The sequence below is a fragment of the Streptomyces sp. NPDC058086 genome, from assembly GCF_042885015.1.
Lineage (GTDB): Bacteria > Actinomycetota > Actinomycetes > Streptomycetales > Streptomycetaceae > Streptomyces.
In genome coordinates, this window is record NZ_JBHVST010000069.1 from 30,036 (window position 1) to 48,098 (window position 18,063).

General features: G+C 70.6%; 15 protein-coding genes and 1 pseudogene. 8 read left to right on the forward strand and 8 right to left on the reverse strand.

Going from position 1 to position 18,063, the window contains the following annotated elements; genetic code table 11:
* Positions 1–56: 56 nt before the first annotated feature.
* Entirely contained in the window at positions 57–2,972 is a 2,916-nt protein-coding gene (locus ACFVWD_RS38435) for a CDP-glycerol glycerophosphotransferase family protein (RefSeq protein ID WP_389602643.1), read from the forward strand.
* Positions 2,969–4,120 carry a glycosyltransferase gene (locus tag ACFVWD_RS38440; RefSeq protein WP_389602644.1) on the forward strand — a complete coding sequence of 384 codons (1,152 nt, stop codon included), beginning with the start codon at positions 2,969–2,971 and terminating at the stop codon, positions 4,118–4,120. Before ACFVWD_RS38435 ends, ACFVWD_RS38440 begins: the two co-directional genes overlap by 4 nt.
* 96 nt (positions 4,121–4,216) lie before the next feature.
* On the opposite strand, the gene ACFVWD_RS38445 is transcribed toward ACFVWD_RS38440, so the two are convergent.
* Positions 4,217–5,041, reverse strand: coding sequence for an ABC transporter ATP-binding protein (locus ACFVWD_RS38445; RefSeq protein ID WP_389602664.1), 825 nt, complete (start codon positions 5,039–5,041; stop codon positions 4,217–4,219).
* Between the two features lies 1 nt (position 5,042).
* On the reverse strand, positions 5,043–5,954 hold the full coding sequence (locus ACFVWD_RS38450; protein ID WP_389602645.1) for an ABC transporter permease: 912 nt from the start codon (positions 5,952–5,954) through the stop codon (positions 5,043–5,045).
* 171 nt (positions 5,955–6,125) lie between these two features.
* On the opposite strand from ACFVWD_RS38450, the gene ACFVWD_RS38455 reads away from it, so the two are divergent.
* Positions 6,126–6,782, forward strand: a complete 657-nt coding sequence (locus tag ACFVWD_RS38455; RefSeq protein WP_389602646.1) for a TetR/AcrR family transcriptional regulator — start codon at positions 6,126–6,128, stop codon at positions 6,780–6,782.
* Between the two features lie 77 nt (positions 6,783–6,859).
* Here the strand turns inward: ACFVWD_RS38455 and ACFVWD_RS38460 are convergent, their stop codons facing one another.
* Entirely contained in the window at positions 6,860–7,051 is a 192-nt protein-coding gene (locus ACFVWD_RS38460) for a hypothetical protein (RefSeq protein WP_389602647.1), read from the reverse strand.
* Positions 7,052–7,247: 196 nt separating this feature from the next.
* Here ACFVWD_RS38460 and ACFVWD_RS38465 point away from each other — a divergent pair, with 196 nt between their 5' ends.
* Both ACFVWD_RS38465 and ACFVWD_RS38470 read left to right on the forward strand, forming a co-directional pair.
* Positions 7,248–8,441 carry a histidine kinase gene (locus ACFVWD_RS38465; RefSeq protein WP_389602648.1) on the forward strand — a complete coding sequence of 398 codons (1,194 nt, stop codon included), beginning with the start codon at positions 7,248–7,250 and terminating at the stop codon, positions 8,439–8,441.
* Positions 8,442–8,466: 25 nt separating this feature from the next.
* The gene (locus ACFVWD_RS38470) at positions 8,467–9,114 is read left to right on the forward strand and encodes a response regulator (RefSeq protein WP_389602649.1); all 648 of its coding nucleotides are present in this window, start codon (positions 8,467–8,469) and stop codon (positions 9,112–9,114) included.
* Between the two features lie 81 nt (positions 9,115–9,195).
* Here the strand turns inward: ACFVWD_RS38470 and ACFVWD_RS38475 are convergent, their stop codons facing one another.
* The gene (locus ACFVWD_RS38475) at positions 9,196–9,810 is read right to left on the reverse strand and encodes a TetR/AcrR family transcriptional regulator (protein WP_389602650.1); all 615 of its coding nucleotides are present in this window, start codon (positions 9,808–9,810) and stop codon (positions 9,196–9,198) included.
* 117 nt (positions 9,811–9,927) lie between these two features.
* Here ACFVWD_RS38475 and ACFVWD_RS38480 point away from each other — a divergent pair.
* Positions 9,928–10,886, forward strand: a pseudogene (locus ACFVWD_RS38480) (oxidoreductase).
* 141 nt (positions 10,887–11,027) lie between these two features.
* Here the strand turns inward: ACFVWD_RS38480 and galE are convergent.
* The 3 genes from galE to ACFVWD_RS38495 form a co-directional block, all read right to left on the reverse strand.
* On the reverse strand, positions 11,028–12,008 hold the full coding sequence (gene galE / locus ACFVWD_RS38485; RefSeq protein ID WP_389602651.1) for a UDP-glucose 4-epimerase GalE: 981 nt from the start codon (positions 12,006–12,008) through the stop codon (positions 11,028–11,030).
* 113 nt (positions 12,009–12,121) lie between these two features.
* On the reverse strand, positions 12,122–13,717 hold the full coding sequence (locus tag ACFVWD_RS38490) for a glycosyltransferase (RefSeq protein WP_389602665.1): 1,596 nt from the start codon (positions 13,715–13,717) through the stop codon (positions 12,122–12,124).
* A gap of 55 nt (positions 13,718–13,772) precedes the next feature.
* Positions 13,773–15,053, reverse strand: coding sequence for a glycosyltransferase 87 family protein (locus tag ACFVWD_RS38495; RefSeq protein ID WP_389602652.1), 1,281 nt, complete (start codon positions 15,051–15,053; stop codon positions 13,773–13,775).
* 109 nt (positions 15,054–15,162) lie between these two features.
* Between ACFVWD_RS38495 and ACFVWD_RS38500 the strand changes: the two genes are divergently transcribed.
* The gene (locus ACFVWD_RS38500) at positions 15,163–16,683 is read left to right on the forward strand and encodes a glycosyltransferase family 39 protein (RefSeq protein WP_389602653.1); all 1,521 of its coding nucleotides are present in this window, start codon (positions 15,163–15,165) and stop codon (positions 16,681–16,683) included.
* Positions 16,684–16,960: 277 nt separating this feature from the next.
* Here the strand turns inward: ACFVWD_RS38500 and ACFVWD_RS38505 are convergent, their stop codons facing one another.
* Positions 16,961–17,476, reverse strand: a complete 516-nt coding sequence (locus tag ACFVWD_RS38505) for a MarR family winged helix-turn-helix transcriptional regulator (RefSeq protein WP_389602654.1) — start codon at positions 17,474–17,476, stop codon at positions 16,961–16,963.
* Between the two features lie 124 nt (positions 17,477–17,600).
* Here ACFVWD_RS38505 and ACFVWD_RS38510 point away from each other — a divergent pair, with 124 nt between their 5' ends.
* Positions 17,601–18,014 carry an organic hydroperoxide resistance protein gene (locus ACFVWD_RS38510; RefSeq protein WP_054229732.1) on the forward strand — a complete coding sequence of 138 codons (414 nt, stop codon included), beginning with the start codon at positions 17,601–17,603 and terminating at the stop codon, positions 18,012–18,014.
* The last annotated feature ends 49 nt before the right edge of the window (positions 18,015–18,063 follow it).

Genomic DNA, 18,063 nt, shown 5'->3' on the forward strand with positions numbered 1-18,063 from the left:
CGCAAATGGACTAGATCGCCTAGGTTGAACCATCAGGAATGTCTAGCATTAATAGGATGAGTGTGGATCACCCCTGCCCGCCAGCAGAAACAGCAGCCGTGCCCGCCGTGTCCGTGGTCGTGATCGTCTACAACGACGCGTCCCGGCTGACCACGGCCGTGCGCTCCGTTCTCGACCAGACCCTGCGTGGTGTCGAGGTCGTGATCGTCGACGACCGCAGTACGGACGGCTCGTACGACGTGGCGCAGCGGCTGGCCGCCGCGCACCCGGACCGCGTCCGGGCCTTCAGGCTGCCCGAGAACAGCGGCGGCTGCGGCGCCCCCCGCAACCACGGCATCCAGCAGGCCCGCGGCGACTACGTCCTCTTCCTCGACAGTGATGACGTCCTGGAGCGCAACGCCTGCCGCAACATGCTGGAGGCCGCCGAGTCCACCGGCGCCGACCTCGTCTCCGGCCTGTGCGTGCGTGTGCACGTCGACTCGCGAGCCGGCAAGGAGGTCAAGTGGTACCCCTGGCTGTACGACCGCACCCGCACCCTGGAGTCCATCTCCGAGCTGCCCGACCTGCTGGTCTTCGACACGCTGTCGACGAACAAGTGCTACCGCAGGCAGTTCCTGCTCGATGAGGGCCTTCAGTTCCCGGTCGGGATCCACTACGAGGACCTGCTGTTCTCCGCGCAGGCCTATGTGGCCGCCCGCCGCATCACGCTCATCCCGAACCGGGTGTACGAGTGGCGGATCGTGGACAAGCCGAAGACGGCCGTGAAGTCCATCAGCAATCGGCGTGACGAGATCGCCAACTTCACGCACCGCATGGAGATCCACCGCAGGGTCGACCAGCTCCTCGCCGATCATGGCCTGCTGGAGCTGAAGTTCGCCAAGGACGTCAAGTGGCTCAAGCACGACCTGGTGCTGCACCTGCGCGAGCTGCCCTTCCGTGACGAGACCTACCGCCAGGAGTTCGCGCAGATCGCGCGCGCCTACCTGGAGTCGATCGACCGCATCGCCTTCGACGAGATCGAGCCGATCCACGCCATCTGCGCGTACCTCCTCCACGAGAGGGACTGGGACAACCTGCTGCCCGCCGTGGACACGCTCAGCAACCGCGACAAGATCTCCTCGCCGCTCGTCGAGCACGAGGGACGCGTGTACTGGTGTGCCGAGCACATCGAGCACGACGCCTTCGCCCGGCACGTCCTGGACGTCACCGAGCTCGGCTACCACACCAAGCCGGTCGAGAAGATGTTCCTGCGCAACGCGCTGACCGGATACGCGGAGGCCGACGGCACCGTCCGGCTGGCCGGGCGCATCACCAACCCGCTCGGTGTGATCCCGCCCGACGCCCGGCTCTCCGCGCAGCTGGAGTTCTACGCCCGCCGTCCGGGCGTGCGCTTCCAGACCTTCCGCTTCCCCGTGGCCACCGTGCGCCACGAGGGCGAGGCCATCGCCTGGGAGGGCTCGGCCGACCTCACCAAGGGCCTGCGCCCGGTCGGCATCGTGGACGCGGTCTGGGATGTACGCCTCCACCTCGCCGTCGCCGGTGAGGGCGAAGGCGCGGGGACGGTCCGCACCACGACCCGGCTCACGGCCTCCGAGCCCGAGCTGGCCCAGGGGCACCTGCCCGTCCGGCCCCGCCTCACCCGGCTGGTCGCCGACCGCATCGAGCCCGAGGTCTCCTCCCGCGGCCACCTCTCCTTCCGGCTCGTCCCGGACAAGAAGGCCATCGAACTCGTCCAGCGCGGTGTGCAGGGCCCGACCGGGCGGCTCGCCAAGACCGGCTACCGCAAGGCCAAGGCGCTGCGCAAGGAACTCGCCTCCGGTGACACCAAGCTCCGCGTCTACCACGACGTGTTCAGCCGCCTGCCGGTCAAGAAGGGCCTCGTCGTCTTCGAGAGCCACCTGGGCCGGCAGTACAGCGACAGCCCCAAGGCCATCTACGAGGAGATGCGCCGCCAGGGCATCGAGTTCGAGGCCGTGTGGGCCTACGCGGACAGTCCCCAGGGCTTCCCGGAGGACGCCACCCTCGTACGCCGCTGGTCGCTGCCGTACCTCAAGGCGCTCGCGCAGGCCGAGTACTGGGTGGACAACCAGAGCTACCCGCTGAAGGTCGCCAAGCGGCCCGAGACGACGTACATCCAGACCTGGCACGGTTCGGCGCTCAAGCGGATGGGCTTCGACGAGCCGGAGTGGAAGCTCAAGTCCCGTGAGGAGCAGGCTGAGCAGCAGAGCACCCTCGACCGCTTCGACCGCTTCCTGATCCGCTCCGAGCACGACGTGCGCACTCTCGCGCGGGCGTTCCGGCTCCAGGAGCGGACGCTGCTGCGGGTGGGCTACCCGCGCAACGACGCGCTCGTCCAGGCCAAGCAGCGCGAGGAGGCCACCGGGCAGCGGGAGCGCGGCGCACTGGCGGCCGAGTTCGGCATCCCGGAGGACAAGCAGATCCTGCTGTACGCGCCGACCTTCCGGCAGCGCGGCGGCAAGCGCCGGTTCGAGCTGCCCTTCGACGTGGAACGCTTCGCCGACACCTTCGGCGACCGCTATGTCCTCCTGGTCCGCTCGCACTACCTCAACCACGTCGTGCTGCCGCCCTCCGTGCGCGGCCGGATCATCGACGTGACGGACTACCACGACATGACCCCCCTGCTGGCGCTCGCCGACGGTCTGATCACCGACTACTCGTCCGTGATGTTCGACTACTCCCTCCTCGACCGCCCGATGTTCTTCTTCACGTACGACTACGACGAGTACGTGCACGAGGGCCGCGGAACCTACTTCGACCTGCTGGAGAGGGCCCCCGGCCCGGTCGTCCGCACCGAGGACGAGCTGCACGCGGTCCTGGACTCGCTGGAGGAGCAGAAGGTGAAGTACGCGGCCCCGCGCGAGCGGTTCGTCGCCGACTTCGGCGAGTTCGACCAGGGCAACGCCGCGCAGAGCATCGTCGACCAGTTCTTCTCCCAGTGGAGGCGCGCGTGACCGCGTACAGCGAGCGGGACGTCTTCTTCGTCTCCAACAGCGTCGACGAGCTCGGCGGGGTGACCAGCTGGTCGCACCAGATGGCCCGGCTGTTCACCGAGCGCGGCCACCGCGTCCACGTCATCGGCATCACCGAGCCAGCGGTCGTCCAGGAGCTCGGCGAACTCCCGTACCCCACCACGACGTTGTACGACGTCCACCCGCCGCGCGTGGGCTCCGCGCGCGGCATCAAGGGGCGGCTCAACGTCACCGAGCGCAGGCTGCGTACTGAACGGGCCACCGGAATGCGCGAGCAGGCCGCCAAGCTGACCCGGCTGTTCCGGGCCGCGCGTCCCGGCGCCGTCGTGATCGTCACGCAGGTGTGGGCGATGGAGTGGGTGGAGCTCGCCGACACCACGGGCCTGACCGTCATCGGCATGAGCCACGAGTCCTTCGCGTACTCGAAGGCGACCTCGCGCTTCGGGCGGGTGCAGAAGCACTACAAGGACGTCGACCGGATGCTCGCGCTCACCCGCGAGGACGCCGACCTGTGGATCCGCCAGGGCCTCGACAACGCGTCCTTCATGCCGAACCCGATCCCCTTCATGCCCGAGGTGCCCTCGTCGCGCACCGAGAACGTCGTCGTCAGCGTCGGCCGGCTCTCGGACCAGAAGGGCATCGACATGCTCCTGGACACCTGGGCAGAGGTGGCGCCCCGCCATCCCGACTGGACCTTGCGGATCTTCGGCTCCGGCGAGGACGAGGAGATCCTCAAGAAGCAGTGCACCGCCCTCGGCCTCGACGACTCCGTCGAGTGGATGGGCCGTACCAGCGACGTGCCCGGCGCCCTGCGCGGCGGCTCCGTCTTCGTCCTGTCCTCCCGCGGCGAGGGCTTCCCCCTCGCCCTCATGGAGGCCATGGCGACCGCCCTGCCGTGTGCCGCCTTCGACTGCGCGCCCGGCGTGCACGAGATCATCCAGGACGGCGAGGACGGTCTCCTCGCGGCCCTGGGCAACACCGGCGAACTGGCCCGCCGCCTCGACACCCTGATGTCCGACAAGGACCTGCGCGACCGCGTGGGCGAGGCGGCTCGCGTCAACATCCAGCGCTACACGACGGACGAGATCGTCCGCAGGTGGGAAGACCTGTTCACCTTCTTGGAGAGGTGAGCGGAGGCGCCCCGAAGGGGCGCGGGGAACTGCGCGACCGGCCACGACGAACTCGCGGCCGGCATCGAGCAGTTCCCCGCACCCCCTGAGTCGCCCCTACTTCCCCGTGAACTTCTCGTACTCCGCGAGCACATCCTCCGTGGGCCCGTCCAGCCGAAGCTCCCCCCGCTCCAGCCAGAGCACGCGGTCGCACGTGTCCCGGATCGACTTGTTGTTGTGGCTCACCAGGAACACGGTGCCCGCGCTCTTGCGCAACTCCCGGATCCGCTCCTCGGAGCGCTTCTGGAAGGAGCGATCCCCCGTGGCGAGGGCCTCGTCGATCATCAGCACGTCGTGGTCCTTGGCCGCCGCGATGGAGAACCGCAGCCGCGCCGCCATCCCGGAGGAGTACGTCCGCATCGGGAGAGTGATGAAGTCGCCCTTCTCGTTGATGCCGGAGAAGTCGACGATCTCCTGGTAACGGTCCCTGACCTGCTCGCGGGACATGCCCATGGCGAGCCCGCCGAGGTAGACGTTCCGCTCACCCGTGAGGTCGCTCATCAGGGCCGCGTTGACGCCGAGCAGCGAGGGCTGGCCGTCGGTGTAGATCTTGCCGTTCTCCACGGGAAGGAGGCCGGCGACCGCCTTGAGCAGGGTGGACTTGCCCGAGCCGTTGGTGCCGATCAGCCCGATGGCCTCGCCGCGGTAGGCGGTGAAGGACACGTCCTTGACGGCGTGCACCTTGCGTACGCCCGCGGCCTTCTCGGTCTGCTTGCGCCGCAGCATGCGGTTGAGCGCGGCGGTGGCGCTGCCCCGCCCCGCGCCGGTGCCGTTGACCCGGTAGACGATGTCCACGTGGTCGGCGACGACGGTGGGGACGAGCGCGTCGGCGCTGCCGGCCGCGCCCTGGGGCCGCGCGTCCTGCGTGAGGGTGTCAGCCATGTCAGCCACGTCCGTACGTCTCCTCGGCCTTCCAGAAGTAGATGAAGCCGCCGACTCCGGCGAGCAGCGCCCAGCCGATCGCCAGCGCCCACACGTGGTGCGGCAGCTGGTGGGCGTGGAAGCTGTCGATCAGCGCGTAGCGCGTCAGGTCGATGTAGACGGCGGCCGGGTTGCTCTCCAGGGCGACCATCGCCCAGTGCGGCATGTGGCTGTGCTTGAGCGTCGAGGCGATGCTCCACATGACACCGGAGACGTACATCCAGGTGCGCAGCACGAACGGCATGAGCTGCGCGATGTCCGGCGTCTTGGCGCCCATGCGCGCCATGACCATCGCCACGCCCACGTTGAAGACGAACTGCAGCGTCAGGATGGGCACGACGAGCAGCCACGACGCGCTCACCGGGATGCCGAAGCAGAGCAGGATGACGACCAGCGCGGCCATCGAGAACAGCAGCTGCTGGAGCTGCTGGATGGCGTACGACACCGGCAGCGCGGCCCGCGGGAAGTGCAGGGCGCGGACCAGGCCGAGGCTGCCGGAGATCGCCCGGGTGCCCGCCATGATCGAGCTCTGTGTGAAGGTCCAGATGAAGACGCCGGTGACCAGGAACGGCACGAAGTCCGGCACGCCGTGCTTGGTGCCGAGCAGCACACCGAAGATGAAGTAGTAGACCGCCGCGTTCAGCAGCGGGTTCGCCACCTGCCAGACCTGGCCGAGCTTCGCCTGGCTGTACTGGGCGGTGAGCTTGGCGGTGGCGAAGGCGGTGATGAAGTGACGCCGTGCCCAGAGCTGGCGGACGTATTCCGGCAGCGTCGGGCGGGCGCCGCTGACGGTGAGGCCGTACCGGGCGGCGAGCGCCGCGGGATCGTCGGTGGGGGCAACCGACGTCGGCGGTGTGTGGAGGACCTGGCTCACATCCGCTGCTTTCGCTCGGGGGGTGGGATGCGCGGGCCGTCCTTGACGTTTCTTAACTGCCGCTTTGCCAGTTTCTTACGTCGGGACGGGACCGTATCGTCGCAACGCGAGACTAGGGCTTCTCGACGTCGGAACGCAACCGTTTCGTCGTAACGCCCTATGCTGGAGGGCATGACGACGAACGCCGACACCACGAGTGCCGCCGCGAATGCGGGGAGTGCTGCCGGGAAGGCCCCGCGTCGTAGGGCTCCGGCGGGGGCGGCCGTGCTGCGCGAGGACGTGACCGAGGCGATCCGGGCCGCCGTTTTCGAGGAGCTCGCGGCCGTCGGCTACGCCCGCATGTCCATCGAGGGCATCGCGCGCCGCGCGGGCGTCGGCAAGACGGCGGTGTACCGGCGATGGCGTTCGAAACTGCACCTGGTGCTCGACCTGGTCTCCGCCATCGCGGTCCAGGGACTGCCCGCCCCCGACACGGGCTCCTTGGAGGGCGACCTGCGCCTGCTGTACGAGGTCACCTCCCGCGCGCTGCGCCACCCCGTGGCGGGCCAGATCATCCCGGACCTCCAGGCGGAGGCGGCCCGCAACCCCGACATCGCGGAAGCCATGCAGAAGGCGCTGCGGGAAGGCCAGCAGGGAGTGGCGAGCGGGATCGTCGCGGCTGCGGCCGCGCGGGGCGAGGTGCGCGAGGGGATCGACCAGGAACTCGCGCTCGACCTCATGTCGGGCCCGCTGTACTGGCGGGCGGTGGTGGTCCGCGGGCCCAAGCTGCCGAAGGGGTACCTGGCGAGCCTGGCCCGGGCTACGGCGGCGGCGCTGCGGGCGCTGTGAGGGCGCCCGTCCGACGGGCGGACTCAGGCACCCGCTGAAAGGGGTCGGGCTCAGGCGCCCGCCGAAGGGGGGCCGGCTCAGGCGGCGTGCTGCCCCTGCTTGCGGCCCTTGAGAAGGGCGCTGCCCGCTCCGAGGGAGACGACTCCCATGCCGACCGCGGTCGCGACGCCCTGCGCGCCGTCGACGACGAACGGGGCGACCGCGGCGACGACGAGGTTGAACAGGAACAGGAACCAGAGGACCGGCTTCGACGACAGGAGCGCCTTCATGAGGATGTTTCCTTCCAACGGGGCCTGGGGCGGCCTGTTTTCCGAGGTCGACGGGGTGTTTCCCGTTGAGATCGACTCTGCCGTCGCCTGATCGCCGCCACGAGGGAGCGCCCTCCCGAACCCCTGGTGTAGTGGGCTACACCTCACCAGGTCACCTGTTCGCCCACGGTGGCTGCCGTTCGCCTAACCTGTGCCCATGCGAGAGACGGTGCGGCAGGCGGCGCGGGCCACGGCCGGCCTCGTCATGTCCGCCGCGCTGGCCTTCGGCACGATCCTCTTCATCACCGTGCTGCTGATCACGGCCACGCTGACGCTCGCGGTCGTCGGCGCCGGGCTGCTGCCCGAGACGGTGCTGCTGATACGGCGGATCGCCGGGGCCAAGCGGAACCTGGTGGCCCAGTGGACGGGCAAGGTGATCCCCGAGGCCTACCAGCCCATCGAGGGCCCGCTGCGGCAACGACTGCGCACGGCGGTCCGCGGCCCCGGCACACTCGGCGACTTCCGCTGGATGATCTGCCACTACGTCTACGGCTTCCTCGGACTGCTCACCGCCCCGCTGTGGCTGCTGGGTCTGCCCGTCGACGGCGTACGGCAGGGGCTGCTGGGCCGTTCCCCGCTCGTCCTGCCGCTGATCGGCCGGCTCGCGGACCTCGACGCCGCCTGGTCCACCGCCCTCCTCAAGCCCTCTCCGGAGGCGCTGCTCGCCGTCCGGATCGAGGAGCTGACCGAGACCCGGGCCGGTGCGATCGCCGCGCACGGCGCCGAACTGCGCCGCATCGAGCGCGACCTGCACGACGGCACGCAGGCCCGGCTGGTCTCCCTGTCGATGCGCATCGGCATCGCCAAGCGGGCCTACGAACGCGACCCGGAGACCGCGCTCAAACTTCTCGAGGACGCGCAGAGCCAGGCCGAGGAGGCGCTGACCGAGCTGCGCCACGTCGTCCGCGGCATCCACCCGCCGATCCTCACCGACCGGGGACTTGCCGGCGCCGTACGGGCGCTCGCCGCGAGCAGCGGGCTGGACGTCACCGTCGTCGTGGACGGCCTGGAGGACGGGGCGCAGAGCGGATCCCGGGCCCCGGCGGCGGTCGAGGCGGCGGCGTACTTCGTGGTCGCCGAGTCGCTGACGAACGCGGCCAAGCACAGCGGATCCGAGCGCGCCGAGGTGCGGCTGGTGCGCAAGCGCGGCGGGCTGAGCGTCCGGGTCGCCGACGAGGGGCAGGGTGGAGCCGGGGGCACCTCCCAGGCTTTCGGCTCTGGGGGAGAGGCGGGCGGCTCCGGGCTGCTCGGCATGCAGCGACGCGTGGCCGCGCTCGACGGGACCCTGCTGATGACCAGCCCCGTCGGGGGGCCGACCGTGATCGAGGTGGAGCTGCCGTGCGTGTGGTGACCGGGACAGTGGAGACGAGGCCGCCGTGCGTGTGGTGATCGCCGAGGACAACGCCCTCCTGCGGGAGGGGATGGTGCTGCTGCTGACCTCCGCCGGGCACGAGGTCGTGGGCGTCGCGGGCAGCGGCCCCGAGGTGCTGCCCGCCCTCCTCAAGCACCGGCCGGACGTCGCCGTGCTCGACGTCCGGATGCCGCCGGGCTTCCGTGACGAGGGCCTGCGCGCGGCCCTGGAGGCACGCAAGGAGATCCCCGGCCTGCCGGTGCTCGTGCTCTCCCAGTACGTCGAGGAGTCGTACGCCGCCGAACTGCTCGGGGGTGGTGCGAGCGGGGTCGGCTATCTGCTCAAGGACCGGGTGGGCCGGGTCGACGAGTTCCTCGACGCGCTCGACCGGGTCGCGACGGGCGGTACGGCTCTCGACCCCGAGGTGGTCACCGAGCTCCTCACCCGCCGTCGTGACGACCCGATCGACACGCTCACGCCCCGCGAGCGCGAGGTCCTGAAGCTGATGGCCGAAGGCCGCGACAACACGACCATCGCGAAGACGCTGGTCGTCACGGAACGCGCCGTCAGCAAGCACATCGGCAACGTCTTCCTGAAGCTGGGCCTGCCGCCGAGCGACAGCGGCCACCGCCGGGTACTCGCGGTACTGGCATACCTCAACAGGGACTCGTAAACCGCACCGGGCACCGGAAACCGCACCGGGCACCGGAATCCTGCCCATCCTGTGGACGGCTCCTGAGGGCGGGGCATGGGGTCAGTGTGGTGTGGGGGTGTCCGGGGCGCAGCCGCGGAGGGTGTGGGCGATGACGTGCTCCAGGTCCCTGTCCAGGGTTTCGCTGGGCAGGGTGACGCTGACCGCGAGCCGCGCGAAGCCGTTGAGGGTGCTGAAGATCGGGATGGCGATGGTCTCCAGGGGGCCTTCGCGGACCTCGCCCCTGCGCTGGGCCTCCGTGATGAGTTCCGCGACCAGGCCCCCCATGCTCTGGGAGGCCTTGACCAGGGCCTCGGACGCCTCCGGGTCGTGCTTGACGGCGAACATGAGGTCGAGGAGTTCCGCGTTGGCGGTGGCGAAGCCCACGTAGGTGCGGGCCAGGGCGCCGAGCCGGTCGGCGAAGGACTCGCCCGCGGTCTCCTGCGATGCGGTCAGGGTGGCCAGAAGCCGTTCGAAACCGGCCAGGGCCAGCGCGTCCAGCAGGGCCTGCTTGTCCTTGAAGTGCCGGCTCGGGGCCGCGTGACTGACGCCCAGGTCGCGGGCCAGTTCGCGCAGGGACAGGGCGCCGGGGCCCCTCTCCTGGAGTGTTTCCTCGGCGCGGGTCAGCAATGCGGCGCGCAGGTCTCCATGGTGGTAGCGGCGAGGGCGGGTCTGCATGCCCGACAGTCTATCCGGTATGTAACCGGCGACTACATTGTTGGCGCTGTCAGCTTTGTTGGCATCGTCATCATTGTTGTCGTTGACATCATTGTTGTCGGCGTCTACATTCGGGGCATGGCTACCAAGCACTCGGCTGACCAGAACAGCAAGTGGAACGCGGGCGGCATCGGTGACCAGCGCGGCCGCACGGCCGTGGTCACCGGCGCCAACAGCGGGCTCGGCATCGCCACCGTCGACGCCCTCGCCCGGGCCGGCGCCCATGTCGTCCTCGCGGTACGGGACCCGGAGCGCGGCGAGGCCGCCGCCCGCACCGTCAACGGAAGCGTCGAGGTGCGCCGACTGGACCTCGCGGACCTCGCGTCCGTGCGCGAGTTCGCCGCGTCCTGGCGGGGCGAACTCGATCTGCTGATCAACAACGCGGGCGTCATGAACATCCCCGAGGCCACCACGAAGGACGGCTTCGAGATGCAGTTCGGGACCAACCACCTGGGGCACTTCGCCCTGACGAACCTGCTGCTGCCGCACCTCACCGACCGGGTGGTCACCGTGTCCTCGGGGGCACACAAGGTGCCCGGCACCCCCCGCATCCACTTCGAGAACCTGAACCTGACCGGTGAGTACTCGCCCGTCGCCGCCTACAGCCAGTCCAAGCTCGCCAACCTGCTGTTCACCCTGGAACTCCAGAGCCGGCTGGCCGCCGCGGGGTCGTCCGTACGGGCCCTCGCCGCGCACCCCGGCTGGGCCGCCACCGGCCTCCAGGGCCGGGACGCCAGCGTGCTGCGGCGCACGCTGATGGCGGTGGGCAACCGGTTCATCGCTCAGGACAACAAGGCCGGGGCCCTGCCCACGCTGTACGCCGCGACGCAGGACCTGCCCGGCGCCAGCTATGTGGGACCCGATGGCTCGGCGAGATGCGCGGCGCGCCGACACTGGTCGGGCGCTCGGCCGCGGCCAGCGACCCGGTGTCCGCGGTCCGCCTGTGGGCGGCCTCCGAGGAACTGACCGGCGTCACCTTCCCCTGGCTGGAATCCGAGCAGAGCCAGGGCCGGACCCCGCAGACCGTCTCGGTCTAGGTCCTGACCGCCGGGCAAGACCTGGACCGACGGGACCTGGACCGACGGGACCCGGGCCGACGGGACCCGGGCCGACGGGACCCGGGCCGACGGGACCCGGGCCGACGGGACCCGGGCCGACGGGACCCGGGCCGACGGGCCCTACGAGCGCGCCGCGCCGGGGTGCAGCCGTACCCACCCCGCCCATGCCGACGTGATCATGTCCTGGACGTCGTACTTCGCCTTCCAGTCCAGTTCCACCGCGATGCGGTCGGCGGAGGCGACGACGCGCGCCGGGTCGCCGGGGCGGCGTGGTGTGGTCACCGCGGGACGGTCGTAGCCGGTGATCGCGTTGATCCGGTCGATCATCTCGCGGACCGAAACGCCTTCTCCGCGACCGATGTTGAGGGTCAGGTCACGCCCGGGCGAGGCCTCCAGGGCGCGGGCCGCGGCCACGTGCGCCTCCGCCAGGTCCACCACGTGGATGTAGTCCCGTACACACGTCCCGTCGGGCGTCGGGTAGTCGTCACCGAAGATGCGCGGCGGCGCGTCCTCGGTGAGCTTCTCGAAGACCATGGGGACGAGGTTGAAGACACCGACGTCGGCGAGTTCGGGGGTCGCCGCCCCCGCCACGTTGAAGTAGCGCAGCGACGCCGTGGACAGGCCCGTGGCGCGGCCCGTCGCACGGACCAGCCACTCGCCCGCCAGCTTCGTCTCGCCGTACGGGCTCATGGGTGCGCAGGGGGTCTCCTCCGTCACCAGGTTGACGTCCGGCATGCCGTAGACCGCGGCGGAGGAGGAGAACACGAAGGAGCCGACGGACGCCGCCGTCACCGCCTCCAGGAGAACCCGCAGGCCCTCGACGTTCTCGCGGTAGTAGTGCAGCGGGAGGTCGACGGACTCACCGACCTGCTTCTTCGCCGCGAGGTGGACCACGCCGGTGATCGCGTGTTCCTCGATCGTGCGGGCCAGCAGCTCGGCGTCCAGCGTCGAGCCGACCACCAGCGGCACGTCGGCGGGAACCCGCTCGGCGATGCCCGTGGACAGGTCGTCGTAGACCACGGCCTGCTCGCCCGCGTCCCGCATCGCGCGCACCACGTGCGCCCCGATGTAGCCGGCGCCGCCGGTGATCAGCCAGGTCATGAACGGTCGTCCCCTCGGGAGTGAGATCGGTGTGAGAGCGGTGTGAATCGGTGCGAGACCGGCGCTGTGAGATGTGAGAGCAGCGCCGGTGAGATCGCCGAGACGCTCGCGTATCAGTGAAGCAGGCGCTTGAGCCGACGGCGCAGCACGTCGGTCATTCCTTTCCATCCGGGCGCCAGGCGCAGCGCCAGCGCCCCCGCGTGGGTGCGGTACGGCTGCACCAGCAGGACGCCGTAGCGCAGGTTCGGGACCGCGCGGCGGCGCAGCAGGCCCCCGCCGCCGACCGCGTGCGCGGTGACGTCCCGGCTCGAACCGTCACGGTAGTGAACCCGCAGCCGCAGGTCCCAGGTGCCCGAGCCCAGGGCCGACAGGTCCACCGGCAGCTCGCCCGACCAGGTGTCCCGGTCCGCGTCCTGCGCCAGCTCGACCGGCAGGCTCAGCCCGATCCGCCCCTCGTCCCGGTGCACGAACTCCACGTCCGCCGAGGCCGGACCGGCCTCCGCGAGCCGTCCGTACAGGTCGTGCAGACGCAGCCGCAGCCGTGCCGCACGCGCCTGGGGACGCAGTTCCGCGTCGACCGCGGCGGGCAGCACGTGCGCGGGGCGTTCCAGGTAGTGGTCCAGCGTGACCTGGGGGAGGTCGTTCGACCAGACGGGCGTGCCGTCGGCGTCGCGGGCGTACGGCGGGCGCAACCGGGCCGGGCGGGCGGCGAGTTCCTTGAGGCGGGGCAGGTCGCGGGGCTCTTCGGAGGCGAGCACGACACGGGCGATCAGCCGGCCCGGGGCGGTCGGGTTGACGGTGAAGTCGCCGGCGTCGAACGTCGACAGGTACGTGCGCGTGAGCTCCCACCAGGCCCGCTGGTAGTCGGCGTCGCGCAGCTCCAACTCACGGGCGTACATGCGCAGTTCATGGTCGAGGAATTTGGCGTTGGCGGCCCGGGCGAGCTGCTTCTCACCGGCGCCGAGCAGGATCTCGTACGCCGTGTGGTGCGCCTTGGTGCGGGAGCGCCAGTTCTCGATGTCCGCGCGGTCTAGCGAGATCGACAACTGCTGGGCGCCGCGCCGCACATGCCACACGTACACCGTGTCGGGGATCAGTGCGATGCGCGGTCCGGCGGCCAGCACGCGCGCGGTGAACACGAAGTCCTCGTAGGGGTGACGGCCCTCGGGGAAACGGATCGCGTGTTCACGAAGGAAGTCGGTTCGGTACAGCTTGTTGACGCACAGCGTGTCGTGGACCAGACGGGGCCGCTGCGCCGGGTGGGGGATCAGCGCGGGCTTCGCGTACAGGTCGCGCTCCCAGGGGACCTCGCGGCCCGAGGGAAGTTCTCGGCGTACGCACAGACCCGCCGCGACCTCCGTGCGCTGTGCCCGCGCCGCTTCGAGCAGCGCGTCCACGGCGCCCGGCGGCAGCACGTCGTCGCTGTCCAGGAACATCACGTACGGGGCGGTGGCCGCGTCGATGCCGTCGTTGCGGGGGCTGCCGCAGCCGCCGCTGTTCTCGGAGCGGCGTATGACCTTCACGCGCGGCTCATCGGCGGCGAGGCGGTCGAGGAGGTCGGCGCTGCCGTCGGTCGAGCGGTCGTCGACGGCGAGCACCTCCCGGACGGCCGGGCCCTGAGCGAGTGCCGAACGCACCGCGTCCGTCACATGGTCGGCGTCGTTGTAACCGATGACGACGACACAGACCTGCGAGTGGTGAGGTTTCATAGGATCCACGGGCCGAGATCGTAGGGCTTGACAGTAATTTTCCGTTAAGAGGTACTTAGTGGCCGGTCCGGAAGACGACAGGAATCGGGTGGGGGTTCCTTTCCTGCGCGTCGTTTTTCGGCCCATCCACCACGAGCACGGGAAGTCCGGAGTGCCAGAGCCGGGTGAAGGACAGCACCGCCGCGGCCGTCAGCAGACCGTTGCGGATGAGCATGAGCAAACAGCCCGTCCATGTGCTGTCGATGACCTCCCCGTACAGGGCAGGGTAGGCCACGGAGCTGACCGCCGTCGCCACGACGACGAGCGCAGCCACCGGGCGCTGTGTGGTGTGCCGCGAGGTCAGGCACACGGCGGCCAGACCGAGCAGCCACACCATGTACTGGGGACTGATCACCCGGCTCGTCACCGTGAACATCAGTACGGCGGCGAACGCGGCGTCGTACGGGGTCGCCGCAGTCCAGTGCCGTGCGCGCACCCGCCACAGCAGCAGGAGTGCGAAGGAGACGGCCGTCAGGGCGAGCGAGAGGGTCGCGACGGTCTGGACGTAGGGGCCCACGAACTCCATCGCGCCGTATTGGTAGCGCACGCGGCCCGGCCAGCCCGCGTGGCGTGCGAAGCCGAGCACCGTGCCGCCGAGCGACTCGATCTGCACGCCCCGGCCGCCCTGCTGGCGCAGGAAGTCGAAGGGGTCGCTGAAGGCCGTCGCGAGGACGGCGAGCAGGGTGACCGCCGTGAGCGCCGCCGCCGTCAAGGCCTCCCGGGTCGTACGGCCCCGGGGCGTGCCGATGAGAGCGAGGGCGGGCCAGACCTTCACCAGGGCGCCGAGCGCGGCGAACGCGCCGCCCGTGCGCGGGGAGCGCTTCAGCGTCAGCAGGGAGACGACGGCGAGCGCCGTGACCTGTACGTCGTAGCGGGCGAGCGGGATGTGCAGCAGCAAGGGCAGGCCCAGCGTCCACAGTGCCGCGCCGCGCAGGCTGCGGCCGGGTCTGCTGCCCGCGCGCGCCAGGGCCAGCACGATCACGGCGTCCGCGACGAGCGTCAGGGCCACGAAGGCGTGCAGGTACGTCAGGCCCGGCAGCAGCCCGGGCGAGAGCAGTACGGGGCCCGCGCCCGGCGGGTACTGCCACAGCCGGTCGCCCGCCGGATAGGCGCCGTGCGACAGGGTCTCGTACCAGCGGAAGTAGAGGTGACTCACCTCGCGGGAGACCCCGCCGCCGCCCAGCACGGAGAGGCCGTCGTGCGCGAGCAGCCACAGCATCAGGGCGCGGGTCGCCACCCAGGCGGCGGCGAGGGGGAACAGGCGGGATCGGCCTCGGGGGCTCAGGTATGCGCTCATCAAGGCCGGATCGTAAGCTCTCGGATGCCTCAAGGGGGCCGGTATGCCATCAAGAGCTAACGAAGGTTAGTTAATAGTAAGAATCTGGACATGGGGGGTAAGGGTGTTGATGAAACGGTCCGGCGTCGGCCGTCGGGAGGCTTGGGAGGTCTCGGCCGAGCCCGTGGCGCGGGTTGTCGCCGTGGTGCTGCCCGTGGTCGTCATGCTCACGCTCGGGCTCTGGAGGCTCGACCGCGGGGGCATGTGGCGCGACGAGGCGGCCACCTATCAGGTCGCGAGGCGCTCGGTTCCGCAGATCTGGCATCTGTTGCACCACGTCGACGCGGTGCACGGTCTGTACTACCTCTTCATGCATCTCGTCCTCGTCCCCGCCCCCAGCGAGGTCGCTCTGCGCCTGCCCTCGGTCGTCGGCGCCGCCGCGACCGCGGGTCTCGTCGCCGCCCTCGGGATCCGCCTGTGCAACCCTCGCGTCGGCCTCTGGGCGGGACTGCTGTACGCGGTCACCCCCCTGGCCGGGCACTTCGCCCAGGAGGGCCGCTCGTACGCCCTGGTCGCGGCCGGGGCGACGGCGGCGACCCTGCTCCTCGTGAGGGCCCTCAGCGGGGACAGGGGCTGGTGGGCGTACGGCGTGACCGTCGCCGTCACCTGCCTGCTGCACGAGTTCGCCGTACTTCTCCTGCTCGCGCACGGCACGACCCTGGCGCTGACGCGGATGCCGTGGCGGGTGTGGTGGCGATGGGGTGTCGCGGCGGGGGCCACACTGCTCGTCCTGTCGCCGCTCGTGCTCGTCTCCCACCGGCAATCGGCGCAGGTGGCATGGCTGGCGGTGCCGAACCGCAAGAGCGTGGACGACCTGATGCACGCGTTCCTCAGCCAGGCCCAACTGGTGTTCGTACCCTACGTGTTCCTGATCGCACTCGCCCTGTGGCGCCCGTTCCCGCGGCGCGGCGAGGTGAACCTCGTGTCGGTCGCCCTGCCGCTGCTGCTGGTCCCGCCGGCGGTCCTGATCGCGGTCTCCCGCTTCCGGCCGCTGTACGACGAGCGGTATGTGCTGTACGCGCTGGCGGGGGCGCCGCTGCTGGCGGCGGCGGGGGCGGAGCGGCTGACCGGATGGGTGTCGCGGCTGCCGAGCGCCGCGGCTCCCCGCCTCGTCGCCCTAGCCGGTGTCCTCGCCATCTCCCTCGTCCTCGCCGTCCAGTTCCCCCTGCTCCGCAAGGACCGCGACCCCGCCCGCCGTCCCGACAACCTGGCCGCCGTCTCCGCCGCCGCCGGTCGTGAACTGCGGCCCGGCGATCCGGTGTTGTACCTGCCGTCGCTCACACGTCGCTCGGCGCTGGCCTATCCGGCGGGCTTCCGCGGGGTGCGCGACGTCGCCCTGAAGACGTCCGCCACAGCGTCCGGGACGCTGTACGGGACGGAGGTGGGCCCGCGCGAACTGCGCAGCCGGCTCGACCGGCTCGACCGGGTGTGGCTGATCTGCGAACCGTTCGTGTTCCGGCCGCACTGGCATCCGGACACCTCGGTCGCGACCGAGGACACCAAACGCGCCGTACTCGCCGGGGAATTCACCCTGCGCGAGCAGATCGTCCGCAGGGGCGTCACCCTTCGCCTGTACGTACGCCACCGCTAGGCCCTGTCGTCACATTCCCGTCTGCCCCGCGACGCCATGCACGCGCCCCCAAGTTCTCGGCTTCGCTCGAACAGGGAGGGACCCCCTTCACCACACCAGGCACAGACCCAAGTACGTCCAGTACGAGGGCCTGTGCCCGGCACGCCGAGAGCACGCTCCCCCAAGCTCTCGACTCCGCTAGAGCAGGGGGGACCCCCATGACGCCGCAGGACCCGCCCTCCGGGCGGACGACGGGAATGTGACGACAGGACCTAGGCCCTGTCCGGCGGATCGGACCCTAGGAGACGTCCGCGCCGGCCGCGTCCAGGGTCGCGGGGTCGAGTGCCGCCGCGTCCAGCGCCGCCGTGAGCCGGTCGAGCCGCGCTTGCAGCTCCCGGATCTCCTCGAGGTTCGCGCCCGTCGCCGCGGCGATCCGGCGCGGCACGAGCAGCGCACGCTCGCGCAGGGCCGTGCCCTCGTCCGTGAGGTGGACGTGCACGGAGCGCTCGTCCACCGCGCTGCGCTCCCGCCGCACCAGACCGGCCGTCTCCAGCCGCTTGAGCAGCGGGGACAGCGTCCCGGAGTCGAGCCGCAGATGTTCGCCGACCTTCTTCACGGGCAGCTCGCCGTGTTCCCACAGCACCAGCATCACCAGGTACTGGGGGTAGGTGAGCCCGAGGTCCTTGAGGATCACCCGGTAGACGCCCCCGAAGGCGCGCGAGGCGGCGTTCAGGGAGAAGCAGATCTGCTGGTCGAGACGGAGGTAGTCCCCGTCGGACGGGGCCTGGGGGCTCGGGGTCGGCATGGCGGTCATGACTCCAGGATAGCTCTTGCCCGCCATTAAGTTGTGCGCAATTGAATTGCGTGCTCTAATTGAGGCCGTGAGGCGGTCGGACCGGCCGCCCCGGCAAGAACTTGACTTGAGAGGGATGGTCTCCATGGACGCGCTCTACACCGCTGTCGCCACCGCCACCCACGGCCGCGAGGGCCGCGCCGTCAGCTCCGACGGCAAGCTCGACCTCCAGCTGGCCATCCCGGTGGAGATGGGCGGCAGTGGCCAGGGCACCAACCCCGAGCAGCTGTTCGCCGCCGGCTACGCCGCCTGTTTCGCCAGCGCCCTCGGCCTCGTCGGCCGCGCCGCGAAGGTCGACGTCAGCGAGGCCGCGGTGACCGGTGAGGTCGGCATCGGCAAGCAGGGCGAGGGCTTCGGCCTGGCCGTCACGCTCCGCGTCGAGCTCCCCGACTCCGTGGACGAGGCCACCGGCCGAAAGCTGGTCGAGCAGGCCCACCAGGTCTGCCCCTACTCCAACGCCACCCGCGGCAACATCCCGGTCGAGCTCGTCATCGAGTAGTTCGGGCGAGTTCCGTTGAGGTCGTGAAACGCGCCCTGCGCCCCGTGCC